Raw genomic sequence first — 24,675 nt, forward strand, 5'->3', positions numbered from 1 at the left:
GCATGTTCCTCGTTGAACTCATCGCAGGCCAGCAGGCCACTATCGACAAACTTTGACGCCACACCATCATGTCGACACCTCTTGCCGCCGAACCGCTCCCCGCTTCCCATACCGTCCCCGGCTGGATCAGGCAGGCCCTCATCGCCGCCACCGTTTTCGTCGCCTGCTGGGGCGGCGCGATCGTCTGGTGGCGCGCGAGCGGGAGCGTGCCCGCCACGTTGGAATGGATGCTGGTGCTGTTCGGTCTGCCTGTAGCCCTGCTGCTGGCGGGCTTCATCGGATCCAAATGGATCGCGCAACGCAGCACCACCGTCCAGGCCGACGCGCTGCCCGCCGCACCCGCACGACCGGCCAGCGCCGCCACGCGCCCGGCGCAGGCGCGGCACCTGGCGATCCTCGCGACGGCACTGCGCGCTCCGCAGGGTGTGTCCGCCGAAGAACTGGCGGCCGCCATCGCGGACAACAAGGCACGCCCGGGTCTGGACCGGGAACTCGTCGACGACGACGGCTTCCCCGTGATGTGCGCCCGCTGCGGGGAAGCGCTAGACGAGGCGCTGCGGGAAGACATCACCGACTGGCTGGCGGCGCACGGAGCCAGTGAGGCAAACTTCAGCGACGAGCAGTGGCGCGCGCTGACGCTGGCAAGCGGCGTGGTCGCGGAACTCGCGGGACGCGCGGCGATCGAGTGGGCCGTGCGCGACGATGCCATGCCCGGGCTCCAGGTGCTGCCGCTGCTGCCTGCGGATTGGTCCGAGGGACAGCGCGGTGCCGCTGCGGCGTGGCTGCGGCATGCGGCGGCGCAGGCCGGATGGTGTGGCGAGATCGGTGCGGCCATGTGCGGCACCGATCCCGTGACCGGCATTACTGCGGCCGGCGCAGCGCCCGGTGTCACGCTCGTGGTGGCGGCAGCGTCCCATGTGGGCGAGGCAACGGTCGCACGCTGGGCGTCGGAACAGGTCTTGTTCACGGCCGCGCAGCCGCAGGGGTTGATGCCGGGCGAGGGCGCCTCCGGCCTGTTGCTGGGCGACGCGGCGCTGGCCGGGGCATCCGATGGCCAGGCGGTGGCGCTGCTCGCGCCGCTCGTGGAAGTGCGGGTCGCGGAGCCGGCCGACACACGCAGGCGCGGTACCGACCGCGTGCTCGCTGGACTCGTCGAGCGCATGCTCGCCGATGCGGGTGCCGGTGCGGATGGCGTGGCGATGATCGTCGCCGATACCGGCCACCGCTCGCGCCCGGTGTACGAGTTGATGGAATACGCGGCCACGACGATGCGGCAGCTCGACGGCAGCGCGGACATCGTACGTGTCGGGGCGTCGAGCGGCGCATGCGGCGTCGTCCCGTTCGTGACGGCGCTCGCGCTGGGCGCGCACTACGCGGGTGCGCGCCACGCGCCGGTGCTGTGCCTCGCCAACGAGACGCCGGGCCGCCGCATCGCCACGCTCGTGCAACCCGTGGATTGAACTCTCAGCGGACCGGCGCGCGCCATGCCCGCGTGCGGCCCAGCACGTGGCTGTCGATGGATCCCTTCCTGGCCAGCTGGCCGCCGATGCCGAAGTTCAGCAGGCAGACATCGTCGTCTTCGTTTTCCCGTCCCTGGAAGCGGCGTGCCCACGGATCGCGCGTCGTGTGGTCCCGCGCGGGGCGGCCTGCCGCTGCAGCCGTCCGCGCGGCGCGGCGTGGTTGCGCCGGTTCGGCGAGCACGGCGGCATGCTGGCCGCTGGCGCCGCAGGAGACGAGTGAGCAGACGTTCACGCCTTGCGCAAATGCGGGGAACGGTATGAGAAGCGCGGCGGCGGCCAGCGGGAGGAGCTTCCTGATCAAACCGGATGTCATGGTCTGCACCTTGTCGATGACGATGCGGCCACTCTAGCGGGTTGCGCGCGCAGGTCGATGTCCGATTGTGTCGGACGCGCGTCCCGACACATGCGCTTGCAAAAATCCTGCGCTACCATGAGTCCCGTAACTCAACGCACGGAGGAGACGACACATGATTTATCAAGGCAGCTGCCACTGCGGCCAGGTCGCGTATGAAGTGGAGGGCGAGATCCAGGGCGCCCTCGCCTGCAATTGTTCGATGTGCCAGCGCAAGGGATCGCTGCTCTGGTTCGTGCCGCGTGCGCAGTTCCGCCTGCGCACGCCCGAGGACGCGGCCGCCACCTACACGTTCAACAAGCACGTCATCCAGCACCGCTTCTGTCCCACGTGCGGCATCCATCCGTATGCGGAAGGGGTCGATCCGAAGGGGAATCCGATGGCGGCCATCAACCTGCGCTGCATCGAGGGTATCGATCTCGACGCGATTCCCGTGCAGCACTACGACGGCCGCGACGCCTGACCTTCAGTTCAGGCGCGGCGCGATCACGAGTTCCGGCTGCGGCCGCGGTGCGTGGGCGGACAGCTCCGCCGGCGCCACTTCCTGCGGCAGCGCGACGATGCGTTCCCACAGCGCGAAGCCGGCCGTGCGGTTGGCCTTGCTGAGCTGGTAGGCGGGCAAGGCGTCCATGCCGTGGGCCATCCACAGCGCTTCGTACGAGGGTTTCAGGCGCGCGTCGTGCCAGGCTTCGGAGAGGGGCGCGAAGGTTTCCTGCAGGACGGCCGCCGTGCTGCGCATGCGCACCCAGCGGTGGTTCAGCCAGCCGTTTTCTTTTTCGACGGGGTTCAGGAAACGCTCGATCACCTGGCGCGCCGCCTCTTCCCCGCTGCGGCTCATCACGTCGATGGCGGCGCGCGTCATGTTCAGGTTCAGCCCACCCTCTTTTTTCGTATGGCGGATCTGCACGACGCGGTCGCGGTAGCCCGGGGTGCGCTTCAGGGCTTCGTCGCGCCACGTGCGGATCGTGCGCAGGATGGCGCCCGCGAAGCGCGGCAGCGACGGGCGGCCGTCGGTTTCGTCGACCGGCATGTACGCGGCCGTCACCCCGGTGTTGTTGTTCGTCGGGAGAGACACGCGCGCGTCGAACGGGTCGTCGTCGGCGAGGTCGTCCTGCAGGGTGACGCCGAAGGTCGGACGGGTCGGGAGGATGTTGTCGAAAAAGTGAATGGGGAAGTTGCTGGTCAGGCCGCCGTCCGAGAACCAGACGCGCAGCAGGTCGACGCCTTCCCCATGCACCGGCAGCGCGCGCAGGCGGTACAGGGGCACGGCCTGCAGCAGCACGGGAAAACTGAGGCTCATGCGCGCGGCCACCACGAGCGGCAGGTCGTCCGGATCGGGCATGAAGTAGTAATCCTCGCCACCTGCGTTCATGCGTTCCAGGACGGTCACCGTGCGTGCGCCGTGGCGCGTATGGCGCGAGTGCGCCGTCATCCAGTCGACGATCGCGGGCGGGAACAGGGCGGCCATTTCCGAGGCGCGGAATACGAGGTCGGCGCTCGAATGCGGCAGGCGGTGCGCGCGCAGTTCGGAGAGGCCCGTCGTCATCAGCGCCAGTTCGATGGGGGGCTCGGATGTGCGCAGCTGGCCGAACGTCAGCGGCGTGTCGAGCGGGAGACCGGCGATGTCCTGCACGAGGCCATGCAGCCATTCCGTCAGCGCGGGGGGATTGTCTGCGGACGTGCGCAGGCCGGAGCAGATGCCGCAGCGGTTGGCGCGCAGCCCGCGCCACGCCGACCACGTGGCCTGCAGCAGCGCCCCGGCCAGCGCGCCCACGAACATGCACAAGCCGAACCACAGGACGCTGGCGAGGCCGACGAGGGGCACGCCTGGCCAGTGTCCGCCGAGCAGGCTGCTGCTGATCAGAAAGCCCAGCAGCCACATGCCTCCGCCCACCACGGCACCGAGCGGGAAATTCCACAGCATGGCGAGGGATAGATAGCCGCAGGCTTTCGACTTGCTCGTTTCGTTGAGCGCCGCCGCGATCACGCGGAAGTGCGGACGCAGCGCGGCGCAGGGCTGGAACAGCGAGAACAGCCGGGTGTGCGCGCCGACGGCTTCCTGCAGGCTGCCGGGTAGCCGGGCCAGGAGATGGAAACCGTCGTCCTCACCCTGCCCGTCCTTGCGCACGCGGTTGCGCTTGAACTGGGCCGCCGCCGCCGCGATGGCCGCCACGGCGCCGACGCTCGTCCCGCCGATCGAGCGCAAGGTGAACTTTTCGGCCAGCCGCGCCACGAACGCGGGGTAGACCACGCCGGAGGTCACCCCGCCCTCCATCACGATATCGCATTCTTTCGGCAAAAAATCGTTCATCGTTCTCGACGCTCGTGCTTGATGCGTCGATTATGCGCTAACACAGCCTAGCCCGGCACGCCCACGATCACGCTGGACGCCTTGAACATCGCGGTGGCCGTCCTGCCCTCGGCCAGCTCGAGCGCTCGCGCGCTCTCGTTGGTGATGATGGCGGCGATGCTGCCGCCACCCGTCAGGTCGAGGACGACTTCCGTGTTGACGGCGCCCGGCGTCAGGCGGGTCACGGTGCCGGCGAGCTGGTTGCGGGCCGAGAAGCGCGCGCCCTCGCCTTCCGTCATGAGGATGATCGAAGACGCCTTGACCAGCGCGAACGCCTGGGCGCCCGCTGCCAGGCCGAGGCTGGCCGCGCTCTCGTGCGTGACGATGGCGACGATTCTGTGGCCGCCGGCGATGTCGAGTTCGATCTCGTCGTTGACGGCGCCGGGCTGGATTCCGGAGACGGTGCCGAAGAACTGGTTGCGTGCGCTCGTTTTCATGTTCAGCCTGCTGATCAGGGTCAGGTCGGCGGACAGGTTGCCGGCCTGTCCGTTGAGTTGTTCCACGAATTGCTGGTGGAGTTGCTCGAGCGCCCGGAAGTTCCTGACGAGTTGTTCGCCGCGCGCCGTCAGCCGCGTGCCGCCGCCGCCCTTGCCGCCGGCGACGCGTTCCACCAGCGCTTCGCCGGCCAGGTTGTTCATCGCGTCGATCGCGTCCCACGCCCCCTTGTAGCTCATCCCGACCGCTTTCGCGGCCTGGCTGATCGATCCCGCCTGGCCGATCGCGGCCAGCAGCTCGACCCGTCCCTGGCCGCCGAATTTTTCGCCGCCGACCGTCATCCAGACGGCGCCCTGCAGCGCGAAGCCTGTGTTGTCGCTTTCCACTTTGCCCTGTTCCGTTTCGTTATATACTCTACTATATAGCGATAAAGAACTGGAGTCGACCATGAAGCAACTTGCCGGCCTTCTGGCCCTGATCGCGTGCCACGCCGCCCAGGCGGACGAGGTGCAAGTGGCGGTCGCCGCCAACTTCACTGCGCCGATGCAAAAGATCGCTGCGGCATTCGAACAGGACACGGGCCACAAGGCCGTCCTTGCGTTCGGCGCCACCGGCAAGTTCTACGCCCAGATCGTCAACGGCGCGCCGTTCGAGGTGCTGCTCGCGGCCGACGACGAGACTCCGGCCAGGCTGGAAGCGGAGCGCCGCACCGTGCCCGGCACGCGTTTTACCTATGCGACCGGCAAGCTGGCGCTGTGGTCCGCGCAGGACGGCTATGTCGACGGCCAGGGCCAAGTCCTCAAGACGGGGAACTATGCCCATCTCGCCATCGCCAATCCGAAGACGGCTCCGTACGGCGCGGCCGCCATCGAGACGCTGAACAAACTGGGCGTCTACGACCACGTGCAGGGCAAGCTCGTGCAGGGCGAGAACATCGCGCAAACGCACCAGTTCGTCAGCACGGGCAATGCGCCGCTCGGCTTCGTCGCGCTGTCGCAGGTCTATCGCGACGGCAGATTCGCGTCCGGCTCCGGCTGGATCGTGCCCGACAACCTGCACGGTCCGATCCGCCAGGACGCCGTCATCCTCGCCAGGGGCGGCGCCAATCCGGCCGCGAAGGCTTTGGCAAGCTATCTGAAATCGAACAAGGCCAGAGAGATCATCCGCTCGTACGGCTACGCATTGTGACCCTGGACGCCGCCGACTTCGCGGCCGTCCGCCTGACGCTGGAGCTGGCGACCGTCGTGACCCTGCTGCTGCTGGCGATCGGCACACCGATCGCGTGGTGGCTCGCGCGCACGCGCTCGCGCCTGCGGCACGCGGTCGGGGCCGTCGTCGCGCTGCCCCTCGTGTTGCCGCCCACCGTGATCGGCTTTTATCTGTTGCTGTTGCTGGGACCGAACGGCCCGGTCGGCCAGCTGACGGAGGCGCTCGGCATTGGGTTATTGCCGTTCTCGTTCGGCGGCCTCGTGCTGGCCTCCGTGTGCTATTCCCTGCCCTTCGTCGTGCAGCCGCTGCAGAATGCCTTCGAGGCGATCGGCACGCGGCCGCTGGAAGTGGCGGCCACCTTGCGCGCGAGTCCGTGGGACACCTTCTGGTCGGTGGCGGTGCCGCTGGCGCGGCCCGGTTTCCTGTCCGGCGCCGTGCTCGGGTTCGCGCACACGGTAGGCGAATTCGGCGTCGTGCTCATGATCGGCGGGAATATCCCGGACAAGACGCGCGTCGTCTCCGTGCAGATCTACGATCATGTCGAGGCGCTCGAATATGCGCAGGCGCACTGGCTCGCGGGCGGCATGCTGGCATTCAGCTTCATCGTGCTGCTGGCGCTGTACACCTTCTACCCGCAAGCGATGAAAGGACGGCGCCGATGACGGACGGATTGCGCGTACGCCTGCGCATGGACCGCGGCGCGTTCCAGCTGGACGTCGACCTCGACCTGCCGCTGCACGGCATCAGCGCCCTGTTCGGCCATTCCGGCTCGGGCAAGACGACGGTCCTGCGCGCCATCGCCGGCCTGGAACGCGCGCCCGGCGGTGTCGTCGCGCGCGGCGGCGAGGTGTGGCAGGACGATGCGCGCGGCGTGTTCGTCCCCGTGCACCAGCGGGCCGTCGGCTATGTATTCCAGGAAGCGAGCCTGTTCCCGCACCTGTCCGTGCGCGCCAACCTGGAGTTCGGCCGCAAGCGCGTGCCCGTGCACGAGCGCCGCTTCGCGCTGGAGCCCGTGACGGCCCTGCTGGGCATCGAAAACCTGCTCGAGCGCCGGCCGGACGGTCTGTCGGGCGGCGAGCGCCAGCGCGTGGCGATCGCGCGCGCCCTGCTCGCGTCGCCGCGGCTGCTGCTGATGGACGAACCGCTGGCCGCGCTCGACCTGCGCCGCAAGCTGGAAATCCTGCCCTACCTGGAACGGATGCATGGGGAACTGGCGATCCCGATCGTCTATGTGAGCCATGCGCCGGACGAGGTCGCGCGGCTCGCGGACCACCTCGTGCTGCTGGACGCCGGCAAGGCGGTCGCCAGCGGGCCGCTGTCGGAGACGCTGGCGCGCGTGGACCTGCCGCCAAGCTTCGCCGACGATGCCGGCGTCGTGCTGGACTCGATCCTGGCCGGGCACGAGGAAGACGCGTTATCCCGCCTGGAATTCGCGGGCGGCGCGCTGTTCGTCGGGCGCCGCCGCGAAGCCATCGGCACGCACCTGCGCTGCCGCATCCACGCGCGCGACGTCAGCCTGGCGCTGGACCGCCCGCAAGGCACGAGCATCGTCAACCAGCTGCCGGCCGTGGTGACGGCAGTGGCGGCCACGGACACGCCGGGCCACGTGCTCGTGCAATTGCGGATGGGAGAATCGCCGCTGCTGGCCCGCATCACCGAACGCTCGCGCCGCGAGCTGGGCATCGCGCCCGGACTGCCGCTGTGGGTCCAGATCAAAGGCGTGGCATTGTTAAATTGAAATTACCTAGAACCGGGGTCAGAGCCCGGTTTTGGGAAATTTCCAAAATTCGGGCTCTGACCCCGGTGGTCAGCGCACCCGGCGCATCGACGAGATGCGGTTGTTCATGCGGTCGAGCACGTCGTAGCGGCCCGGCCCCAGGACGACGCATTCGCCGCGGAAGTCGGCGTGTTCGCAGAATTCCCAGCGGCCTTCGCGGATGATGAGCGACGTGGCGCGGTCGTTGAAGCCGACGTCGCTCAGCGCGCGCACGTCCTGCGACAGTTCCACTTGCTGGCCTTCGAAGCGCTGGCCGGCGAACATCACGACGTCGGGACCGCCCCGGTCGCCGCGCCAGCCGCCGCGGTCGCCGCGGTCGCCACGATCGTCACCGCGCGAGCCGCCACGGCCGCCGCGGTCGAGCTGGCGTGCGGACGAGATGGCGTCATTGAAACCCGGAAGCTCGCGGTATTCGCCCGGCCCGAATTCCTGGCAGCGGCCGCCGAAATTGGCGTGCTCGCACAGCAGCCACGTGCCCGAGCGGATGACGGCGCTCGAAGCGCGGTCGTTGAAATTGACATCGCCCAGGCTGGCGGCGTCGCGGTCGATGGTCACGCGTTGGCCGCGGAAATTGCTGTCCGAGAACAGCGTCAGTTCTCCGGCAAAGGCGGCGTGGGTGAAGGTGGCCAGCACGGCGGCGGCGGCAAGCAGGCGTTTCATGATTTCTCCATGGGTGTGCGCCATCCGTCGGCGCCTGTGCTGTTAACGCGGGCGCCGTACGGACGGCTGACAGTTTCCTTGTAACAAAATTTTACGCGATCGGCGGCACGTGCATGGCGTCGATGTGTTCGGCCCTCAGCAGGTCGACGATGTGCCGGCCCAGGTTTTCCAGCGCCGTATGGTTCGACAGGTTGTGCAGGCGCTGCTCCAGGCCGCGCTGTTCGCGGATCGACACCGCCCAGCCGATCGGCCGCCCGTCATAGCCCGCGTCGGCCTTGCACAGGCTGGCGCAGGCGATCGTCAGCCGCAGGTCGTCCGTCGGCGCGTAGTCGAAGCACCACCCCCAGTCTTCCGCGCTCGGGTAGCCGGTGACGACGCCCTGGCGGTTCAGCGCCTGCGCCAGCCACAGGGCCAGTTCGAAGCCGTAGACGCCCGGGTTGGCCTGGCAGTCTTCCGGCAAGGTCGGCAGGAATCGGGCGGATGAAAATTCGATACACCAGGCCATCGGGACCTCCTCACGCGGCCGCTTGTTCCTCCAGCACGGGGCAACCGAACCCCGGCCGCGCCAGTTCGCGCGTCAGATCGGCACGCAGGGCGGACAGGCCGGCGATGCGCGCATCGATGTCTTCCAGCTTGCGCATCAACGCGTCGCGCAGCAGGGGCGCGGCGGCGGCCGGATCGTCCAGCAGCGGCAGTCCGGTCTCGATCTCGGCCAGCGTAAAACCGAGCGCCTGGGCGGCGCGCAGGTAGCACAGCCATTGCACGGCTTCGGGCGGATAGTCGCGGTAGCCGTTGGCGAGACGGCGCGACAGCAGCAGCCCGCGTTTCTCGTAGAAGCGCAGGGTGTCCCGGGTGAGGCCGGTGGCGGCAGCGAGTTCTCCGATCTGCATGGCGATAGCGATAAATACCTTGACCTTGGAGTGTACTCCAGGGGGCATGATCCCGGAACCTTCACCCCAGGAGATTTCGATGCGACTCAGCCGATCCGCCTTTCTCACCGTCGTGCGCGCCAGCGCCGTGTACGACCTGCTGCTCACGGCGCCGTTCGCCACGCCGTGGACGTTCGCCCTCGCGCACGCGCAGCTCTCAAGCCTCAACCGCAGCCTGGGCGGCGATGCGTTGCCTGACTTCGGCCCGTTCCACGTGCTGTTCGCCTGCCTGATGGGCAGCATCGTGCTCGTGTGGTCCGTGCTGCGCCTGCGCGCCGCCAGCGTCACCCTGGGCCGCTACGATGGCGTGGGCCGATTCCTGTTCTCGACGTGGATGGCATGGACACTCGCCACCAGCGGCGCGCCCTTGCTGTGGCTGTTCCTGGTGCCGGAATTCTGCTGGGGCGTCGCGCAATGGCTGCCGGTTGCTCAGGGAGACGGCAGCAGCGCCGCCCGCGCACCTTTTACGAGCGCCGCACCCATGCGTTCCAGCCGCGGCGGCTGAATGCGCCAGGCGTGCCAGTACAGCGCCACGTCGACGAACAGATCCGGCGTCAGGTCGACGAGGGCGCCGCTGGCGAGCATGTCCGCGCACTGCTCCAGCGGCAGCAGGCCATAGCCGAGGCCGAGCCGGATCGCCTGCACGTACGGATCGCTGGACGGCACGTAATGAAACGGGTACGCGCCTTCCGGCAGGCCGAAGTGCTGCAGCAGGAACGCGGTCTGCAGGCGGTCGTTGCGGTCGAAGACCATCACCGGCGCCCGCCGCGCGGCCTCTCGCGTGATCCCGCCGGGGAACCAGCGCGCGGCGAAGGCGGGCGCCGCCACCATCCGGTAGCGCATCACGCCGAGCGGACTCACCGTGCAGCCGCGCATCGGCTCCGTTTCGCCCGACACGCAGGCGAGCGCGAGCCCCTGTTCCAGCAGCGCGAACGTGTGTCTCTGGTCGCCCGTGACGAATTCGACGAGCAGCCCTTCCTCGATCAGCACCGGCGCCAGCACGGGCAGCAGCCACGTCGCCAGGGTGTCGTTGTTGACGGCCAGCGCCGCGCGCACCGGACCCGGATCGGCCTGCTGCTCGGCGAAGAATTCGTCTTCGAGCAGCGCGCGGCGACGCAGGAATTGCAGCAACCGCATGCCGGGCGCCGTCGGCCGGCAGGGACGGGCGCGCACGAGCAGGGGCGTGCCCAGGTCGTGTTCCAGCGCGGCGATGCGCTGGGAGATGGCGGACGGCGTCACGTTGAGGAGCGCCGCTGCCTGCTCCAGGCTGCCGCTGTCGACGGCGGCGACGAACGCCTCGCTGCGGCGCGGATCGATGGTCATTGGATTAGCCCAGCTTAATGAACTTTAGAAGTCATTAATATAATTGATGTGCCTGCACATACAAGGCATGCTGCTCCGCAATAACAACAGGAGGGAGCATGTTTTCACAACCGGTTTTCTGGCAAGGCCTCGGCATGGGCGCGAGCCTGATCATGCCGATCGGCGCCCAGAACGCGCATGTGATCCGCACGGGCGTCGCCGGCCGCCACGTCGTGCTGACGGTGCTCACGTGCGTGCTGATCGACGTCACCCTCATCGCGCTGGGCATGTCCGGCTTCGGCGCGCTGATCGAGCATTCCCCGGCGCTGCTGCTGGCGGCCCGCTGGGGCGGCGCCGCGTTCCTGCTGTGGTACGGACTGCGGTGCCTGAGAAGCTGCTGGCAGGGCGCGGCGGCCCCGCATGCGGGTGAAGGGCAGGCGGCGGCGACGGCTTCGCGCGCGCTGGGCATCGTATTGGCGATGTCGCTGCTGAATCCGCACGTGTACCTGGATACCGTCGTGCTGCTGGGCGCCGTCGGCAGCAGCCTCGCGGCGAATCACCGCGTGTCGTTCGCGGCCGGCGCGATGACGGCGTCGCTGCTGTGGTTTTCCGCGCTGGGCCTGGGCGCGCGCCGCTGCGCGTTCGTGCTGGCGCGGCCCGCCGTCTGGCGCAGCATCGAAGGTGTTACGGGGACGACGATGCTCGTGCTGGCCGCCTTGCTGCTGCTCGAGAACTAGGCCGCGAGCGCCTTGCCGTGCTCGACCGACATCTGCGCCGGCAGTGCGACACCGTTCTTCACCGCGGTCAGTTCGGCGAGGATGGAGACGGCGATCTCGTACGGCGTCTTGCTGCCGATGTACAGGCCGATGGGGCCGTGCAGCTTCGCGATCTGGTCCTCGGTGAGGTCGAATTCGCGTAGGCGCTCGCGCCGCCGCGCATTGTTGGCGCGCGAGCCGATGGCGCCGACGTAGAAGGCGTCCGTCCTGAGCGCCTCCATCAGCGCGAGGTCGTCCAGTTTCGGATCGTGGGTGAGGGCGATGACGGCGCTGCGGCTGTCCAGCTTCATCTCCAGCACGAGGTCGTCCGGCATCGCATGCACGACGTCGACGCCCGGCAGGCTCCAGCTGGCGCGGTATTCTTCCCGCGGGTCGCACACGGTCACCTGGTATTCCAGGCCGACGGCGATCTGCGCCAGAAATTGCGACAGCTGGCCGGCGCCGATGATCAGCATGCGCAGGCGCGGACCGTGGATCGTGACGAGCGCCTGGCCGTCCATGCGCAGCTGCTCGTCGGCCTTGCCCTGCGCCAGTTCGACCGCGCCCGTCGTCAGGTCCAGCGTGCGCCGGGTCAGCATGCGGCGCTGGGCCAGCGCGAGCAGTTCGTCCATGCGGCTGTGCGCACCGAGCGGCTCGACGACCAGCTGGATCGTGCCGCCGCAGGGCAAGCCAAAACGGTGCGCCTCGTCGGCCGAGATGCCGTACGTGATGACTTCGGGCGCGGTACGTACGATGCCTTTTTCGCGCACGGCGGCGATCAGGTCGTCCTCGATGCAGCCGCCCGACACCGAGCCGACGACGACGCCGTCGGCGCGGATCGCCATCGTGGCGCCTTCCGGCCGCGGGCTCGATCCCCACGTCCGGACGACGGTCACGTACTCGCAGCGCCAGCCGGCGCGCAGCCACTGGTCGCAGGCGTGCAGCACTTCGAGGTCGATACTGTCCATTGCCTTCCTTTGTTGCCAATCGATAATTCTTAAGCCCACGGGGCAGCGTGAATCGTAACGCAAAAACACGAACCGCGACGGGCTGCAGCACCCGGCAAGAGTACAGGGGAAAAAATGGTATAAATCGTTTTCGCGCCGGCGGCGCTATACTCGTCGGATCGCGACCCGTGTTGGAGACCATCATGAAGCCAGACCTGCTGTCCCTGCTGCGCATCGATCTTCCCATCATCCAGGCCCCGATGGCCGGCGTCTCGACGGCGGCGCTGGCGGCGGCCGTGTCGCAGGCGGGCGCGCTCGGCTCGATCTCCGTCGGCGCCGGCGACGCCGCGCAGGGCCGCGCCGCCATCGCCGACGTGCGCCGCCTGACCGACCGGCCGTTCAACGTCAACGTGTTCTGCCACCGTCCCGCGCAGGCCGACGCCGCGCGCGAAGCGGCCTGGCTCGACTACCTGTCTCCGCATTTCGCCGCCAGCGGCGCGCAGCCGCCGGCGTCCTTACGCGAAATCTACAAAAGCTTCCTCGACGACGATCCGATGCTGGACGTGCTGCTGGAGACGCGTCCCGCCGTCGTCAGTTTCCACTTCGGCCTGCCGGACGCGCGCCGCATCCAGGCGCTGAAGGACGCGGGCATCGTGCTGCTGGCCAGCGCGACGTCGGTCGATGAAGCGCGCCAAGTGGAAGCGGCCGGCATCGACGCCGTCGTCGCCCAGGGCTACGAGGCGGGCGGCCACCGCGGGCTGTTCGATCCGGAGCGGGGCGATCCCGCCATCGGCACGTTCGCGCTCACGCAAGGGGTGGCGCACGCCGTCCGCATTCCGGTGATCGCGGCCGGCGGCATCATGGACGGGAACGGCATCGCCGCCGCGCTGCGTCTCGGCGCCAGTGCCGCCCAGATGGGCACTGCGTTCATCCTGTGCCCGGAGTCGTCCGCGACACCGCACCACCGCGCGCTGATGCAGGCCGGGGAGGGCGTCATCACGGCCGTGACGGACGTCGTCTCCGGCCGGCCCGCGCGCGGACTCGTGAACCGGCTGTTCAGCGAGATCGGCGCGCCCGGCCACCCGCCGCTGCCGGATTATCCGATCGCCTACGATGCCGTGAAGGCGCTGAACGCGGCGGCCACGAAGGCGGGCAACAACGATTTCACGGTCAACTGGGCAGGGCAGGGGTTTGCGCTCGCACGGGCGCTGCCGGCGGGAGAATTGGTGCGCCTGCTCGGCGGGGAACTGGCTCAGGCGTCGGCGTAAGCCGTCTCGATGGCTTCCTTGCGCGGCCTGGACGCGATGTGCACGACCAGCACCGCGTCGAGCGGCAGGGCAGGGTGCGCGGCGCGGTGCTTCGTGAACCAGAACACCTCGTCCACGTCCTCGTCGCCGGCATCGTGCGCGGTCGCGAGCACGTGCTGGTCCTCGGGCGCGTCCTCGTAGTCGACGGCTTCCAGCGCCGCGTCGTCCACGGCTTCGATCCAGGCCTCGGCATCCTTGCCCCAGGCCTGCACATAGCGCGCGCCGGACGCGACGAGCCAGCGCGCGACGTCCCACAGCCACATTTCCGCGACCTCGTCCTCGGCCAGCACGATGGCGAGGAAGGGCGGGCGCGCGCCCAGGTCGGGCAGGTCGGCGTCGGGCGGCAGGTGCAGATATGTAAGAGTCTTTCGTTGCATGGCGCTAGCTTACCATCCTGCGTTACTATCTTGCTCGCGCCGGGACGGTCCGGCCCGATCCGTGGAGTCCCATGAAAATCCTTGCATCCCTCGCGCTCGCCGCCGTTTCAGTCACGTCCGCCCACGCCGCCATTCCCGTGTACGGCTTCTTCGTCAAGAACACCTATCCGCACGACTCGCAGGCGTTCACGCAGGGGCTGTTCTTCAGGGACGGCCAGCTGTACGAATCCACGGGCCAGAAAGGGCACTCGTCGCTGCGCAAGGTCGACCTGAAAACCGGCAAGGTGCTGCAGAAGAAGGACCTGGCGGACGAATACTTCGGCGAAGGCTCCACGGCCGTCGGCGACACCATCGTCGGCCTGACGTGGCAGTCGAACGTGGGCTTCCTGTTCGACGCGAAGACGTTCGCGCTGAAGGGCCGCTTCAACTACAAGGGCGAGGGCTGGGGCCTGGCCAGCGACGCGAAGCACGTCTACATGAGCGACGGCACCAGCGAGATCCGCATCCTCGACCCGAAGACGCTCGACGAGCAGCGCCGCATCCGCGTGACGGCCGAGGGCAAGCCGATCACCCGGCTCAACGAACTCGAAATCGTCGACGGCCAGATCTTCGCCAACGTATGGGGGACCGATGTCATCGCCCGCATCGATCCGGAGACCGGCAACGTCGTCGGCTGGATCGACTGCACGGGCCTGCTGCCGCCGGACCAGCGCGGGACGACGAATCCGGACGCGGTCCTGAACGGCATCGCGTACGAGCCGAAGCAGCACCGCCTGTACGTGACGGGCAAGCTGTGGCCGAAGCTTTTTGAAATCGAACTTGTCCCTATTCGGAAGCCGTAGGGTGGGCTCCCCGAGCCCACGCGTGACGTCTGCGTATCGCCGGCGTTGCGCGTGGGCGGAGGGCCGCCCACCCTACTGCACCGCGATCACGACCTTCCCGAAGTGCGAGCCGGACTCCATGTGCCGGTTTGTCCCTATTCGGAAGCCGTAGGGTGGGCTCCCCGAGCCCACGCGTGACGTCTGCGTATCGCCGGCGTTGCGCGTGGGCGGAGGGCCGCCCACCCTACTGCACCGCGATCACGACCTTGCCGAAGTGCGAGCCGGACTCCATGTGCCGGTACGCTTCGCGCGCCTGGTCGAACGTGAACACGCGGTCGACGACGGGCTGCAGCCCGGTCGCCTCGGCGAAGCGCACGACCTTTTCCAGCATCGCGCGGCTGCCGACGTAGACGCCCACGAGCCGCTTGGCGGTCGCCAGCAGGGTGGCCGGGTTGACTTCGCCGCCGAAGCCGCTGACGCCGCCGATGATGGCGATGCTGCCGCCCATCGCGGTGGACGCGATCGAGCGGTTCACGGTGCCCTGGCCGCCCACTTCCAGCACCACCTGTGCGCCCGCGCCGCCTGTCGCCTGCAGCACCTCTTCCTGCCATTCCGGCGTCGTGCGGTAGTTGATGACGTGGCGCGCGCCGAGCTCTTTCGCCCGCTGCAGCTTGGTGTCGCTGGACGACGTGATGATCGCGTTCAGCCCGGCCGCCCGGGCCAGCTGCAGGCCGAGGATGCTGACGCCGCCCGTCCCCAGCAGCAGGACGGTGTCGCCCGGGCGGACGGCGTTGCTGGATTCGAAGATGGCATTCCACGCCGTCACGCCCGCGCAGGGCAGGGTGGCCGCGTCGACGAAGCTCATCCCGTCCGGGATTTTCACCAGCGCGTCCTCGTCCAGCACCACTTCCTCCGCGAGCATGCCGTCGACGTCGCCGCCGAGCGCGTGACGGACTTTCTCGGGGCTGGTCGGACCGTCCTGCCAGTACGGGAAGAACGAGGCCGCGACGCGGTCGCCGGGCTGCACGCGCGTGACGCCGGGACCGGTGGCGACGACTTCGCCGGCGCCGTCCGAGCAGGGGATGATGGGGTCGTCGACGGTGACGAGGTAGTTGCCGCTGGCGACCATCAGGTCGCGGTAGTTCAGCGAGACGGCGTGCACGCGGATGCGCACTTCGCCATTGCCCAGTTCACGGTGAGGAAAATCCACGCATTGCAGCCCGTCGATGCCATCGCCGGGTAAGATCTGGTAAGCCCGCATCGCTGTCCTCCATCGGTTGGTCGGCCGCCCACACTGGGCGGGACGATATTGTCGCCGCAAGCCCGGCGCTCGTGGCGCACGCTTATTTGGCGCTTATTTGGCGCTTATCTGGCCGCCGCCTTGCCCCGCTGGCTCGGGATGAACTCTTCCAGCACCGCCTGTTTCATCAGCGCCGGCGGCAGGATGCCCTGCGCGATGATGAAGTCATTGAAGGCCTTCAGGCTGAAGCGGTCGCCCAGCGCGATCTCGGCCTGCGTCTTCAGCGCGCGCAGTTTGACGTAGCCGTAGTAGTACGCGGTGGCCTGGCCCGGCATGCGGTACGAATAGCGGTCGACTTCCGACTGCGCGAACGGCTCGGACAGCACGACTTCGCGCATCAGGAACTGCTTCGCCTGTTCCGGCGTCATGCGGCCCAGGTTGATCTGCGGGTCGAGCAGGGCGCGCGCCATGCGCAGCAAACGGGCCTGCAGCGAGACGAGCTGGCCTTCCGGCGGCATGTACGGCAGGATCATCGCTTCCGAATACAGCCCCCAGCCTTCGACGTTCGTGCTGTTGAAGGCGAAGCGGGCGCGCGCCACCGACATGCCTTGCTCCACCATCGACGCGAACTGCAGCTCGTGGCCCGGGCGCGCCTCGTGTGCCGTCAGCGTCCAGGCCATCGCGGTAAAGTCGAAGTCGTTCATCTTCTCCTTCGACTTCGCGTTCGGGTTCGCCAGCGGGATCACGAACTCGCCATACTCTCCCGTGTTGCCGATCATGCGCGGTGGGCTCATGAACGGCGCCGGCGAGCGGGCCGCCTCGGCGGGCGTCGCAGTGCGGATGTTCGCCTCGCGCGACGGCAGGGTCACGAGATCGTGGGCGCGCACCATGCCTTCGATATCTTTTAAACGCTCGCGGTAGTACGGCATCAGCTGGTCGGGGGCGATCGAGGATTTTTTGAGCTCGCGGATCACGTCGCGGTAGTCGGACGACGGCAGCTGGTTGCGCGCGGCGATGATGCCCGCCACGACCTGCATCTCGTCGCGCACTTCCTGGAAGTCGAAGCCGGCGCGCTCGATCATCTGCTCCGGCGCGATGTCGACGCCGACGTTGGCGAGGCGGTTCACGTAGATCGCTTCCGGCAGGCGCACTTCCTTGCGCGTGCGCGGCATCAGGCGATCGCGCACCCAGTCGTCGTAGTCCTTCACCTGGGCCTTCAGCGCCGCGAAGTCGCTTTCCCAGCCGGTGATGTTCGCTTTCTTGAACAACTCCTCGATGCCGTCCATGTAGGTCGCGTTGTTGTTCAGGCCTTCCTCGACCTCGCCCACGTACGGGCCGATCAGCGTCTTGCTGGCAAGGCGTTCCTCGCCGCGGGCGCGCGCCAGCGTGGCGATCGGCGCGTAGCCGGCTTCCTTGCCGGCGTAGCGCTTCAGGCGTACCAGCGCGAGCTTCTGGCGTTCCGGCTTGTTGCGCGGGTCGAGCAGGGCGCGCAGGCCGCCGTACACGACTTCGCCCACGTTGACGTACTCGAGCAGGTATTTGTGCTCCAGCTTCATCGTCGCGATCTTCTTCTCGCGCGAGTCGATCAGGATGTCGAGGTCCTGGCGCACCTTCACGTCCTTTTCCTGGGCGCGCTGGCGGCGCAGTTCCGCGAGGCGTTTTTCGGTGTCGGCCAGTTCGCGCTCGTACACGCGCGGTTTCAGGTCGGCGACCTGGGTGTCGTAGTTTTCGTCGCCCAGTTCCGTGGATTCCTCGGGCACGTATTTACCGGTGTCCTGCAGGACCGGCTGGGTGTAGGCGTCGCTGCGCGCGACCCATGCGGGGGCGGCTGCGCAGGCGGCGCCGGATGCAAACAGGAGGGCGAGGCCGAGACGGATCATGATGCTGCCTTGTCGTGGTAAAGCAGGCATTCTAGAGCTAGATCGGCTTCGCCACCATGAACCAGAAGATGAAGACGAACGCGATGAACGCCGGCACGCCGAGCGCCACCCACGTGCGGAAGTATTTCCAGTACAGGGCGGGAAGCGGCGTGCCGTCACGCGCGGCGTCCGCCGCCATGTCGCGCAGGCGCATCTGCAGCCACACGACGGGCAGCCAGCAGGCGCCCGCCAGCACGTACAGCATCAGCGACCACATGATCCAGCGGCTGCTCATCGGATAGCCGGCCAGGTGCACCATGGCGAACCCCGTGGCCGGCTGGACGACGGCCGTCGTGGCCGTGAACAGCCAGTCCGCGATCACGACGTATTTGCTGACGACGGCGATCGCGCGCACGTCGCGGCTCAAATTCGCGAACAGCATGTACCAGGCCGACCCGATGCCTGTGCCGAACAGGAAGGTCGACGACAGGATGTGCAGCCATTTCACGACGACGTAGTCCATCATGTGTCCTCTTTCTCGAGTTCGTAGAGCAGCCAGATCGCGGCCAGCATCGGCAGGTTCTTCGTCAGCGGGCCGTAGGGGTGGATCAGGAATTCCGGCAGCCGGACCGCGATCACGACCGAATAAAAGCCGATCAGCGCCAGTTGCATGAGCCACAGCCAGCGGCGCCGGCGCAAGAACAGCGTGCCGGCGCCCAGCAGCACGTCGAACACGGACGCGCCGTACAGCATCAGCGGGCGCAGGGGCTCGGGGATGCCCGCGCGTGCCAGCAATTCGTAGCTGGCGGCCGCCGGATACATGAACGCCGAGACGATGGCGGTGGCGATCCAGACGATGGCGATGGCCAGCCGCAGCACGGGCAACAGCCAGTCCAGCTTCGCGCGCGCCCGCTCGGCGCCGGGATCGACGACGAACGACGCGATGTCGCGCGGCGGGCGTCCCAGCAGGCGCAGCGTGGGGCCGGGGTCGGCCGCGTTACCGCGGTCGAGCATGCGCAGCGCGTCCGGGTCGAGCAGCGCGCCGGGCAGCCAGGCGCCCACGCGCGCAAGCAGCCGCGCGACACCCCCCGGCAGCGGCAGCACGCGCAGCCTGCCCATCCCCATCGCGCGGCGCAACGTGGCCAGGTAATCGACGAACGGCAGCGCCCGCGGACCGACGAGGGCGATGCGGCGCACAGGGCCACTCTCGGCCTTGTCCGCATACAGCCGCTGGCGCAGCAGCGTCACGATGGCGGCGACGACGTCGTCCACGTGGATCGGCTGCACGAGTTGCGGGGAATCTCCCAGGCGCACGGCGCACGGCAGCGATGCCATCGCCTTGAAGACGCGCGCGCTGGCACCGTCCGCGCCGTAGACGAGCGACGGCTGCACGATGGCGGCGCGGATCGGGAGCGTGGCGAGATAGTCGTCGGCGGCCTTCTTCGACAGGTGGTACGCGGTGTCGGCCTGCTCGTCGGCCCCCAGCGCGGACAGTTGCACGACCATGTGCACGGCGTCGGACTCCGCGCAGGCGGCGAACAGGGCGCGCGGCGTTGTCGTGTGCAGGTTCGCGAACGTCTGCGTGCCGCGCTCGCGGAAAATGCCGACGGTGTTGATGACGGCTTCCACCCCGGAAAGGCGCGCCAGCCACGTGGATTTGTCGGTATCGTTGGCGAAGTCGGCGCGGATCGCGGACAGGTGCGGGTGGCTCGGCAATGTGCCGGGATGGCGCACCGCGCACACGACGTCATGGCCTTCCGCCAGCAGCGCGCGCAACAGGTGCTGTCCGATGAATCCCGTTGCCCCCGTGAGCAGGATCCGCATGCTTTTCCTTTCTCTACTCTCCAAGAGGACTTCATGGAATCATGGAACACGGCATTCAGGCGCGGCCTCGTCGGCGGCGCCACGTCCAGCCTGCTGTCGACCGCGGCGCTGGCCCTGCTCGGCCGGCGCGAAGCCGGCAGCGCCTACGCACCGACCAATGCGGTCAGCCACTGGATTTATGGCGACGAGGCATTGCATGAACACACGCCCACGCTGCGCCACACCGTCCCCGGCTACCTGATCCACCACGGCAGCGCGATGTTCTGGTCGGTGCTGCTCGAGCGCGTGTGCGGCCGCCTGTTCGACCGCAAGAAGCCCGCCCTGACGCTCGGCGTGGCGGCCGCCGCCTCGGCCGTGGCCTGCTTTGCCGACTACCAGCTGACGCCCAGGCGTTTCCAGCCGGGCTACGAGGCCCATTTGTCGAAGCCGTCGCTGGCCGTCGTCTACGGCGTGTTCGGCGTCGGGCTGGCGCTCGGTGCGATGCTCAGCCGCCGTTCCTGATTTCCTTCGAGTGTAAGCGAGGCGGCGATATCGTGGCGTCAGGGTGCATTGACGGCCAGCTGCGCCGCGAAAGCACGCTGGTACGCGGGCCGCGCTTCGCCGCGCGCGACGTAGGCGGCCAGCACGGGGAATTCGTCGAGGATGCCGGACGGCCGCAGCCGGAGCAGCACCGACACCATCATGAGGTCGCCCGCGCTGAAGTCGCCGTCGAGCCAGTCGGCATCGCCCAGGCGCGCCGACAGCTGCTTCATGCGGTCGCGCACACGCTCCTCGACGAGCGGGATGCGTTCCTTGCTCCAGGGCTTGTCGCCTTCGAAGATGCGGGCCGTGACCAGTTCCAGGATGGGCGGTTCCACGGTGTTGAGCGCGGCAAACAGCCACGTGATGGCGCGGGCCCGCGCATGGTCGCCGGCCGGCAGCAGGGCGCCGTGGTGCGTGGCGATATGAAAGACGATGGCGCCCGTCTCGAACAGCACGAGGCCGTCTTCTTCATACGTCGGGATCTGGCCGAACGGGTGCAGGGCCAGGTGCGCCGGTTCCTTCATGGCGCGGAACGACACGAGGCGGACGTCGTACGGCAGGCCCGCTTCTTCCAGCGCCCAGCGCACGCGCGTGTCGCGCGCGAGGCCCTTGCCGCCGTCGGGCGAACGTTCGAAAGCGGTGATCGTGATCGTCATGGCGCGGCTCCTGGCAGGGTGGGCACCCCCGTGCCCACGCGTAACGCCAACATACCACGAACGTCACGCGTGGGCACAGGGTGCCCACCCGACGCATCAGAAGCTGTAGTTCGCGCGCGCATACACGTAGCGGCCATTGTTGCCGAACGGCGTGTAGTTCGAGAACGGCGTGTTGCTGGTCGTGTTGAGCGCCGGCGGCAGGGTTTCCGAGTACTGGTCGAACAGGTTGTCCGCGCCGACCGCCAGGCTGAACTGGCGAGTGAAGGCGTAGCGGGCTTCCAGGTCGACGATCGTCTTCGCCTTCAGCGTGAAGTCGAACGCTTCCGTCGTGCCCGGCGACAGCACTTCGCCGTAGCGCGTGGCGCGGGCCGTCATGCCCCACTGGTTCAGCTTCCAGTTGGCGCTCGCCGTGATCTTGTTCTTCGGCTGGCCCTTTTCCAGCGTCAGCACGTTCACGCGGTCGAACAGCACCGGCGCCGGATCCAGCGCGGCCAGCTGGGCGGTGGTCGGGACCTTGGTCACGTCCGTGTGGTTGAAGTTGCCGGCCAGCGTGAAGTCGAAGTGGCCGGCGGCGCCCGCGTTCCACGGCATGCTCGCGACGATGTCGACGCCTTCCGTCTTCGTGTCGACGCCGTTGATGAAGAAGCGGCCGCCGCCGACGCCGATGAAGCCTTGCGACACGATGTAGTTGCGCACGGCCGTGGACAGCAGGTTCTCCGACAGCACGATGCGGTCGCGCACGTTGATGCGGTAGGCGTCCACCGTCAGGCTGACGGGGGCGAAGCGCATGACGGCGCCCAGCGAAAAGTTGGTCGACTTCTCGGCCTTCAGCGGCTTGGCGCCCAGCGCGACGGCGACCGGATCGTTCGGCGTGAACGTCGTGATCTCGTACGGGATGCCGTTGACGAAGTTGGTCGACGTCGACGTGAAGCTCTGCTGCTGCAGCGACGGCGCGCGGAAGCCGTTCTGCACGGCGCCGCGCAGCGCGAAGTTCTTCGTGAAGTCGTAGCGGCCCGCCAGCTTGCCGGACAGGTTGTTGCCGAAGTCGTTGTAGTGCTCTTCGCGGATGGCGGCGGACGCGAGCAGCTTGTCGGTGACGTTCGCTTCGACGTCGACGAACACGCCGATCGCGGTGCGCGACTTGTGCGACGCATTGGCCGGACGGAAGCCCGGGAATACCTGCGCGCCCGATGCGGCCGGGATGCCGCTCGGCAGGATCACGCCGCCGTTGCGCCAGGAATCCGGCTCGCCCGCGTGCAGCTCGTAGCCTTCGCGGCGCGCCTCGGTGCCGACCGCCACGTTCAGCGGCGACGCGAGACCGCCCACGTCGAACTTGCGCACGCCGGTGAGGTTGTACACGAGCTGGTTGTACGAGAAGCCGCCCGCATCGAAGTTCGTCTTGCTGGTCGGGCCGATCGACGCGTTCAGCGTGTTCTGCACGTCGTAGTTCATGCCGTTCTGGCCGTACACGAGCGACGTGTCCAGGTCCCAGTCACCGAGGGCCCAGGTCATGCCGGCGGCGGCGCTGAAGTCTTCGACGGTCGGGGCGATGATCGGCAGGAAGCCGTCCGGGTAGATCGATTGCACGTTGCGGCTGTCCTGCGGCATGCGGAAGTAGCCGGCCGAGCGCGCGTCGCGCAGCTGGTAGCTGCTCCAGCCGTAGACCTTCACGTCCGGGGACAGGTTGTTGCCCACGTTGACGAACACGGTCTTCTGCTGCATCTCCGGGTCGCCGTACCAGGCGTCGAAGCGGTTGATGGTCAGCTCGCGCGGATCGTAGGCGCCGTTCACTTTCGCGTACAGCTGGCGCATGTCGTAGCCGCTGCGCTCCGTGTGGTTCTGGTCCTTGTATTCGGCCGCGATGGTGATGTAGCCCGTCTCGCCCAGCGGCAGGCCTTTCCAGGCGCTGACGGTCGTGGTCTGGCCGTCCGTGCGCTTGCGCGAATTGGGTCCGGTCCACGTGGCGCCGGCCGGCGCCGCGGCGTTCAGCAGGTCGTATTCCGAGATGTGCGCGCCGTACGTGATCGTGCCTTCGCCGCCCGTGCGGTCCGTGCGCAGGCGGACGTTGACGACGCCCGAGATTGCGTCGGAACCGTATTGCGCGGCCGCGCCGTCGCGCAGCACCTCGATGCTTTTCACGATGGCGGACGGCACCGTGTTCAGGTCGACGGCGGCCGAGCCGCGGCCGATGGAACCGTTCAGGTTCACGAGCGACGACGTGTGGCGGCGCTTGGAGTTCACCAGCACGAGGCTCTGGTCCGGCGCCATGCCGCGCAGGGTGGCGGGGCGGACGGTGTCCGTGCCGTCCGTCAGCGTGGGACGCGGGAAGTTCAGCGACGGCAGCGCCACCGACAGGGCCTGGTTCAGTTCGGTCGAACCCGTCGTCTTGAGGGTGTCGGCCGAGATGATGTCGACGGGAGAGGCCGTGTCGAGCGCCGTGCGGTTGGCGACGCGGGTACCGGTCACGACGACGGTGGCGGTGCTGTCCTGGGACTGGGCCAGCAGCGGCGTGCCGGCGAACAGCGTTGCGATGGAGAGGGCGAGTACGGATTTTTGCGGCACAAATCGTTGTTGCATTCTCTTGTCCTTATTCTTGATCTACGTGGATACAACGGCAAGCTCGACTTGATAGTGGAGCTTGATTGTTATCGTTGTCAATTGTGCTAACCCGCAATAGATGTAAGGACGCAACAGATGTGCATGCACGGTGCATGGATGCACCGTGCTGGACCGGGTTTGCTTCGGGGAGGGGCGATTCGTCGCCCCCGTGGAGGCGGGGACGACGGTAGATTTATTTCCCGCGGATCTTCTGCACCAGCGTCACCACCGCCAGCACGACCGCGCCGACGACGACACCCGCCGCGGCATCGACGACGGCCGGTGCCACGGCCGCCAGCAGCCTGCCCACGGCCGGGACGCCGGCCACCGCCGCGGCGGCGCTCTCGGCCAGATGGTGCAGCGGCTCGAACGCGTGGCCGATGATGCCGCCGCCGACCATGAACATGGCCACCGTGCCGATCACGGACAGCGACTTCATCAGGCGCGGCGCGGCCGCCAGCAGCAGGTTGCCGATGGCGCGCGCGGCGCTGCTGGCGCGCCGGCTCAGGTACAACCCGAGGTCGTCGATCTTGACGATGCCCGCGACGATGCCGTAGACGCCGATCGTCATCGCGACCGCCACCGCGACGAGGGCCGCCACCTGCGCGCCGAACGACGCGCCCTGTTCGTTGACGACGCCCAGCGAGATCACGATGATTTCCGCCGACAAAATAAAATCGGTGCGGATCGCGCCCTTGATCTTGTCCTTCTCGACCGCGCGCAGGTCGGCATTGGCCGCCAGCGCCGTCGCCAGTTCTTCTTCGTGCGCCGCATCCTCGGCGGCGCTGTGCAGCAGTTTATGGGCGACTTTTTCGAAGCCCTCGAAGCACAGGTAGGCGCCGCCCACCATCAGCATCGGCGTGATCGCCTGCGGCAGGAAGGCGGAGATGGCGAGCGCGGCCGGAACGAGGATCGCCTTGTTGCGCAGCGAGCCCATCGCCACCGCCCACACGACGGGCAGCTCGCGGTCGGCGGTCACGCCCGTCACCTGCTGGGCGTTGAGGGCGAGATCGTCGCCCAGCACGCCCGCCGTCTTCTTGGCGGCGACCTTGCTCATCAGGGCCACGTCGTCGAGCACGGTGGCAATGTCGTCGATAAGTGCCAATAAACTTCCTGCAGCCATGTACCGCTCCCCAATATCAATATGCTCACATCTTAACCGACGCAGCCAGTCGGTCCGGTACACGGTTCAGGCGCGTTTTCTGCGTTTCAAACCCGAAAATCTGCATCTCGTC

The 24,675-nt window shown here is 68.0% G+C and carries 26 protein-coding genes; 10 read left to right on the forward strand and 16 right to left on the reverse strand.

Features of this window, described 5'->3' with window-relative positions; translation table 11 throughout:
- Positions 1–68 precede the first annotated feature (68 nt).
- Entirely contained in the window at positions 69–1,460 is a 1,392-nt protein-coding gene (locus ACL58G_RS04785) for a hypothetical protein (protein WP_440965468.1), read from the forward strand.
- A gap of 4 nt (positions 1,461–1,464) precedes the next feature.
- Here ACL58G_RS04785 and ACL58G_RS04790 read toward each other — a convergent pair whose 3' ends face one another.
- Positions 1,465–1,833, reverse strand: coding sequence for a hypothetical protein (locus tag ACL58G_RS04790; protein WP_440965470.1), 369 nt, complete (start codon positions 1,831–1,833; stop codon positions 1,465–1,467).
- Between the two features lie 154 nt (positions 1,834–1,987).
- Here ACL58G_RS04790 and ACL58G_RS04795 point away from each other — a divergent pair, with 154 nt between their 5' ends.
- Positions 1,988–2,335: a GFA family protein gene (locus ACL58G_RS04795; protein ID WP_413339002.1), complete on the forward strand. Its 348-nt coding sequence runs from the start codon at positions 1,988–1,990 to the stop codon at positions 2,333–2,335.
- 3 nt (positions 2,336–2,338) lie between these two features.
- On the opposite strand, the gene ACL58G_RS04800 is transcribed toward ACL58G_RS04795, so the two are convergent.
- Positions 2,339–4,183, reverse strand: coding sequence for a hypothetical protein (locus ACL58G_RS04800; RefSeq protein WP_440965471.1), 1,845 nt, complete (start codon positions 4,181–4,183; stop codon positions 2,339–2,341).
- Between the two features lie 47 nt (positions 4,184–4,230).
- Positions 4,231–4,998: a TOBE domain-containing protein gene (locus tag ACL58G_RS04805; protein WP_440967961.1), complete on the reverse strand. Its 768-nt coding sequence runs from the start codon at positions 4,996–4,998 to the stop codon at positions 4,231–4,233.
- Between the two features lie 106 nt (positions 4,999–5,104).
- On the opposite strand from ACL58G_RS04805, the gene modA reads away from it, so the two are divergent.
- The 3 genes from modA to modC are packed head-to-tail and all read left to right on the forward strand — an operon-like array spanning position 5,105 to position 7,604.
- Complete coding sequence (modA, locus tag ACL58G_RS04810; protein ID WP_440965473.1) at positions 5,105–5,845, forward strand: molybdate ABC transporter substrate-binding protein; 741 nt, start codon at positions 5,105–5,107, stop codon at positions 5,843–5,845.
- Positions 5,842–6,528: a molybdate ABC transporter permease subunit gene (modB, locus tag ACL58G_RS04815; RefSeq protein ID WP_440965475.1), complete on the forward strand. Its 687-nt coding sequence runs from the start codon at positions 5,842–5,844 to the stop codon at positions 6,526–6,528. Before modA ends, modB begins: the two co-directional genes overlap by 4 nt.
- Positions 6,525–7,604, forward strand: a complete 1,080-nt coding sequence (gene modC / locus ACL58G_RS04820) for a molybdenum ABC transporter ATP-binding protein (protein ID WP_440965477.1) — start codon at positions 6,525–6,527, stop codon at positions 7,602–7,604. Before modB ends, modC begins: the two co-directional genes overlap by 4 nt.
- A gap of 69 nt (positions 7,605–7,673) precedes the next feature.
- Here the strand turns inward: modC and ACL58G_RS04825 are convergent, their stop codons facing one another.
- The 3 genes from ACL58G_RS04825 to ACL58G_RS04835 form a co-directional block, all read right to left on the reverse strand.
- Positions 7,674–8,303 carry a beta/gamma crystallin-related protein gene (locus ACL58G_RS04825; RefSeq protein WP_440965479.1) on the reverse strand — a complete coding sequence of 210 codons (630 nt, stop codon included), beginning with the start codon at positions 8,301–8,303 and terminating at the stop codon, positions 7,674–7,676.
- Between the two features lie 91 nt (positions 8,304–8,394).
- Positions 8,395–8,808, reverse strand: coding sequence for a hypothetical protein (locus ACL58G_RS04830; RefSeq protein ID WP_440965481.1), 414 nt, complete (start codon positions 8,806–8,808; stop codon positions 8,395–8,397).
- Positions 8,809–8,818: 10 nt separating this feature from the next.
- On the reverse strand, positions 8,819–9,193 hold the full coding sequence (locus ACL58G_RS04835; protein ID WP_440965483.1) for a MerR family transcriptional regulator: 375 nt from the start codon (positions 9,191–9,193) through the stop codon (positions 8,819–8,821).
- Between the two features lie 79 nt (positions 9,194–9,272).
- On the opposite strand from ACL58G_RS04835, the gene ACL58G_RS04840 reads away from it, so the two are divergent.
- Positions 9,273–9,737 carry a hypothetical protein gene (locus ACL58G_RS04840; RefSeq protein WP_440965485.1) on the forward strand — a complete coding sequence of 155 codons (465 nt, stop codon included), beginning with the start codon at positions 9,273–9,275 and terminating at the stop codon, positions 9,735–9,737.
- Here ACL58G_RS04840 and ACL58G_RS04845 read toward each other — a convergent pair.
- Positions 9,662–10,555 (reverse strand): LysR family transcriptional regulator ArgP, encoded by an 894-nt coding sequence (locus ACL58G_RS04845; protein ID WP_440965487.1) that lies wholly within the window; start codon positions 10,553–10,555, stop codon positions 9,662–9,664. The genes ACL58G_RS04840 and ACL58G_RS04845 overlap by 76 nt on opposite strands.
- Before the next feature lie 98 nt (positions 10,556–10,653).
- Here ACL58G_RS04845 and ACL58G_RS04850 point away from each other — a divergent pair, with 98 nt between their 5' ends.
- Complete coding sequence (locus tag ACL58G_RS04850) at positions 10,654–11,271, forward strand: LysE/ArgO family amino acid transporter (RefSeq protein ID WP_440965489.1); 618 nt, start codon at positions 10,654–10,656, stop codon at positions 11,269–11,271.
- Here the strand turns inward: ACL58G_RS04850 and ACL58G_RS04855 are convergent.
- Positions 11,268–12,257 carry an XdhC family protein gene (locus tag ACL58G_RS04855; RefSeq protein WP_413380935.1) on the reverse strand — a complete coding sequence of 330 codons (990 nt, stop codon included), beginning with the start codon at positions 12,255–12,257 and terminating at the stop codon, positions 11,268–11,270. The two genes, ACL58G_RS04850 and ACL58G_RS04855, sit on opposite strands and share 4 nt — an antisense overlap.
- A 182-nt stretch (positions 12,258–12,439) precedes the next feature.
- Here ACL58G_RS04855 and ACL58G_RS04860 point away from each other — a divergent pair, with 182 nt between their 5' ends.
- The gene (locus ACL58G_RS04860; protein ID WP_413380937.1) at positions 12,440–13,504 is read left to right on the forward strand and encodes an NAD(P)H-dependent flavin oxidoreductase; all 1,065 of its coding nucleotides are present in this window, start codon (positions 12,440–12,442) and stop codon (positions 13,502–13,504) included.
- Here ACL58G_RS04860 and ACL58G_RS04865 read toward each other — a convergent pair.
- On the reverse strand, positions 13,489–13,920 hold the full coding sequence (locus ACL58G_RS04865; protein ID WP_413341001.1) for a DUF7684 family protein: 432 nt from the start codon (positions 13,918–13,920) through the stop codon (positions 13,489–13,491). The genes ACL58G_RS04860 and ACL58G_RS04865 overlap by 16 nt on opposite strands.
- Positions 13,921–13,991: 71 nt before the next feature.
- Between ACL58G_RS04865 and ACL58G_RS04870 the strand changes: the two genes are divergently transcribed.
- Positions 13,992–14,762 (forward strand): glutaminyl-peptide cyclotransferase, encoded by a 771-nt coding sequence (locus tag ACL58G_RS04870; RefSeq protein WP_440965492.1) that lies wholly within the window; start codon positions 13,992–13,994, stop codon positions 14,760–14,762.
- Positions 14,763–14,985: 223 nt separating this feature from the next.
- Here ACL58G_RS04870 and ACL58G_RS04875 read toward each other — a convergent pair whose 3' ends face one another.
- The 4 genes from ACL58G_RS04875 to ACL58G_RS04890 all read right to left on the reverse strand — a co-directional run bounded on the left by ACL58G_RS04875 (position 14,986) and on the right by ACL58G_RS04890 (position 19,664).
- Positions 14,986–16,002, reverse strand: a complete 1,017-nt coding sequence (locus ACL58G_RS04875; RefSeq protein ID WP_413380943.1) for a zinc-dependent alcohol dehydrogenase family protein — start codon at positions 16,000–16,002, stop codon at positions 14,986–14,988.
- 104 nt (positions 16,003–16,106) lie between these two features.
- Positions 16,107–17,861 carry a DUF885 domain-containing protein gene (locus tag ACL58G_RS04880; protein ID WP_440965494.1) on the reverse strand — a complete coding sequence of 585 codons (1,755 nt, stop codon included), beginning with the start codon at positions 17,859–17,861 and terminating at the stop codon, positions 16,107–16,109.
- A 37-nt stretch (positions 17,862–17,898) separates the two neighbouring features.
- Positions 17,899–18,363 (reverse strand): DUF2269 family protein, encoded by a 465-nt coding sequence (locus ACL58G_RS04885; protein WP_413385936.1) that lies wholly within the window; start codon positions 18,361–18,363, stop codon positions 17,899–17,901.
- Positions 18,363–19,664 (reverse strand): SDR family oxidoreductase, encoded by a 1,302-nt coding sequence (locus tag ACL58G_RS04890; protein WP_440965496.1) that lies wholly within the window; start codon positions 19,662–19,664, stop codon positions 18,363–18,365. Before ACL58G_RS04890 ends, ACL58G_RS04885 begins: the two co-directional genes overlap by 1 nt.
- A gap of 33 nt (positions 19,665–19,697) precedes the next feature.
- Here ACL58G_RS04890 and ACL58G_RS04895 point away from each other — a divergent pair, with 33 nt between their 5' ends.
- The gene (locus ACL58G_RS04895; RefSeq protein ID WP_440965498.1) at positions 19,698–20,165 is read left to right on the forward strand and encodes a hypothetical protein; all 468 of its coding nucleotides are present in this window, start codon (positions 19,698–19,700) and stop codon (positions 20,163–20,165) included.
- A gap of 38 nt (positions 20,166–20,203) precedes the next feature.
- Here the strand turns inward: ACL58G_RS04895 and ACL58G_RS04900 are convergent, their stop codons facing one another.
- The 3 genes from ACL58G_RS04900 to ACL58G_RS04910 form a co-directional block, all read right to left on the reverse strand.
- Positions 20,204–20,842, reverse strand: coding sequence for a glutathione S-transferase family protein (locus ACL58G_RS04900; RefSeq protein WP_413673183.1), 639 nt, complete (start codon positions 20,840–20,842; stop codon positions 20,204–20,206).
- A gap of 96 nt (positions 20,843–20,938) precedes the next feature.
- Positions 20,939–23,419 (reverse strand): TonB-dependent receptor plug domain-containing protein, encoded by a 2,481-nt coding sequence (locus ACL58G_RS04905; protein WP_440965500.1) that lies wholly within the window; start codon positions 23,417–23,419, stop codon positions 20,939–20,941.
- Positions 23,420–23,633: 214 nt separating this feature from the next.
- Positions 23,634–24,563 (reverse strand): DUF808 domain-containing protein, encoded by a 930-nt coding sequence (locus ACL58G_RS04910; protein WP_440965502.1) that lies wholly within the window; start codon positions 24,561–24,563, stop codon positions 23,634–23,636.
- Positions 24,564–24,675: the final 112 nt, after the last annotated feature.

The sequence above is a fragment of the Massilia sp. GER05 genome, assembly GCF_052056005.1.
Taxonomy (GTDB): Bacteria; Pseudomonadota; Gammaproteobacteria; order Burkholderiales; family Burkholderiaceae_D; genus Telluria; species Telluria orientalis.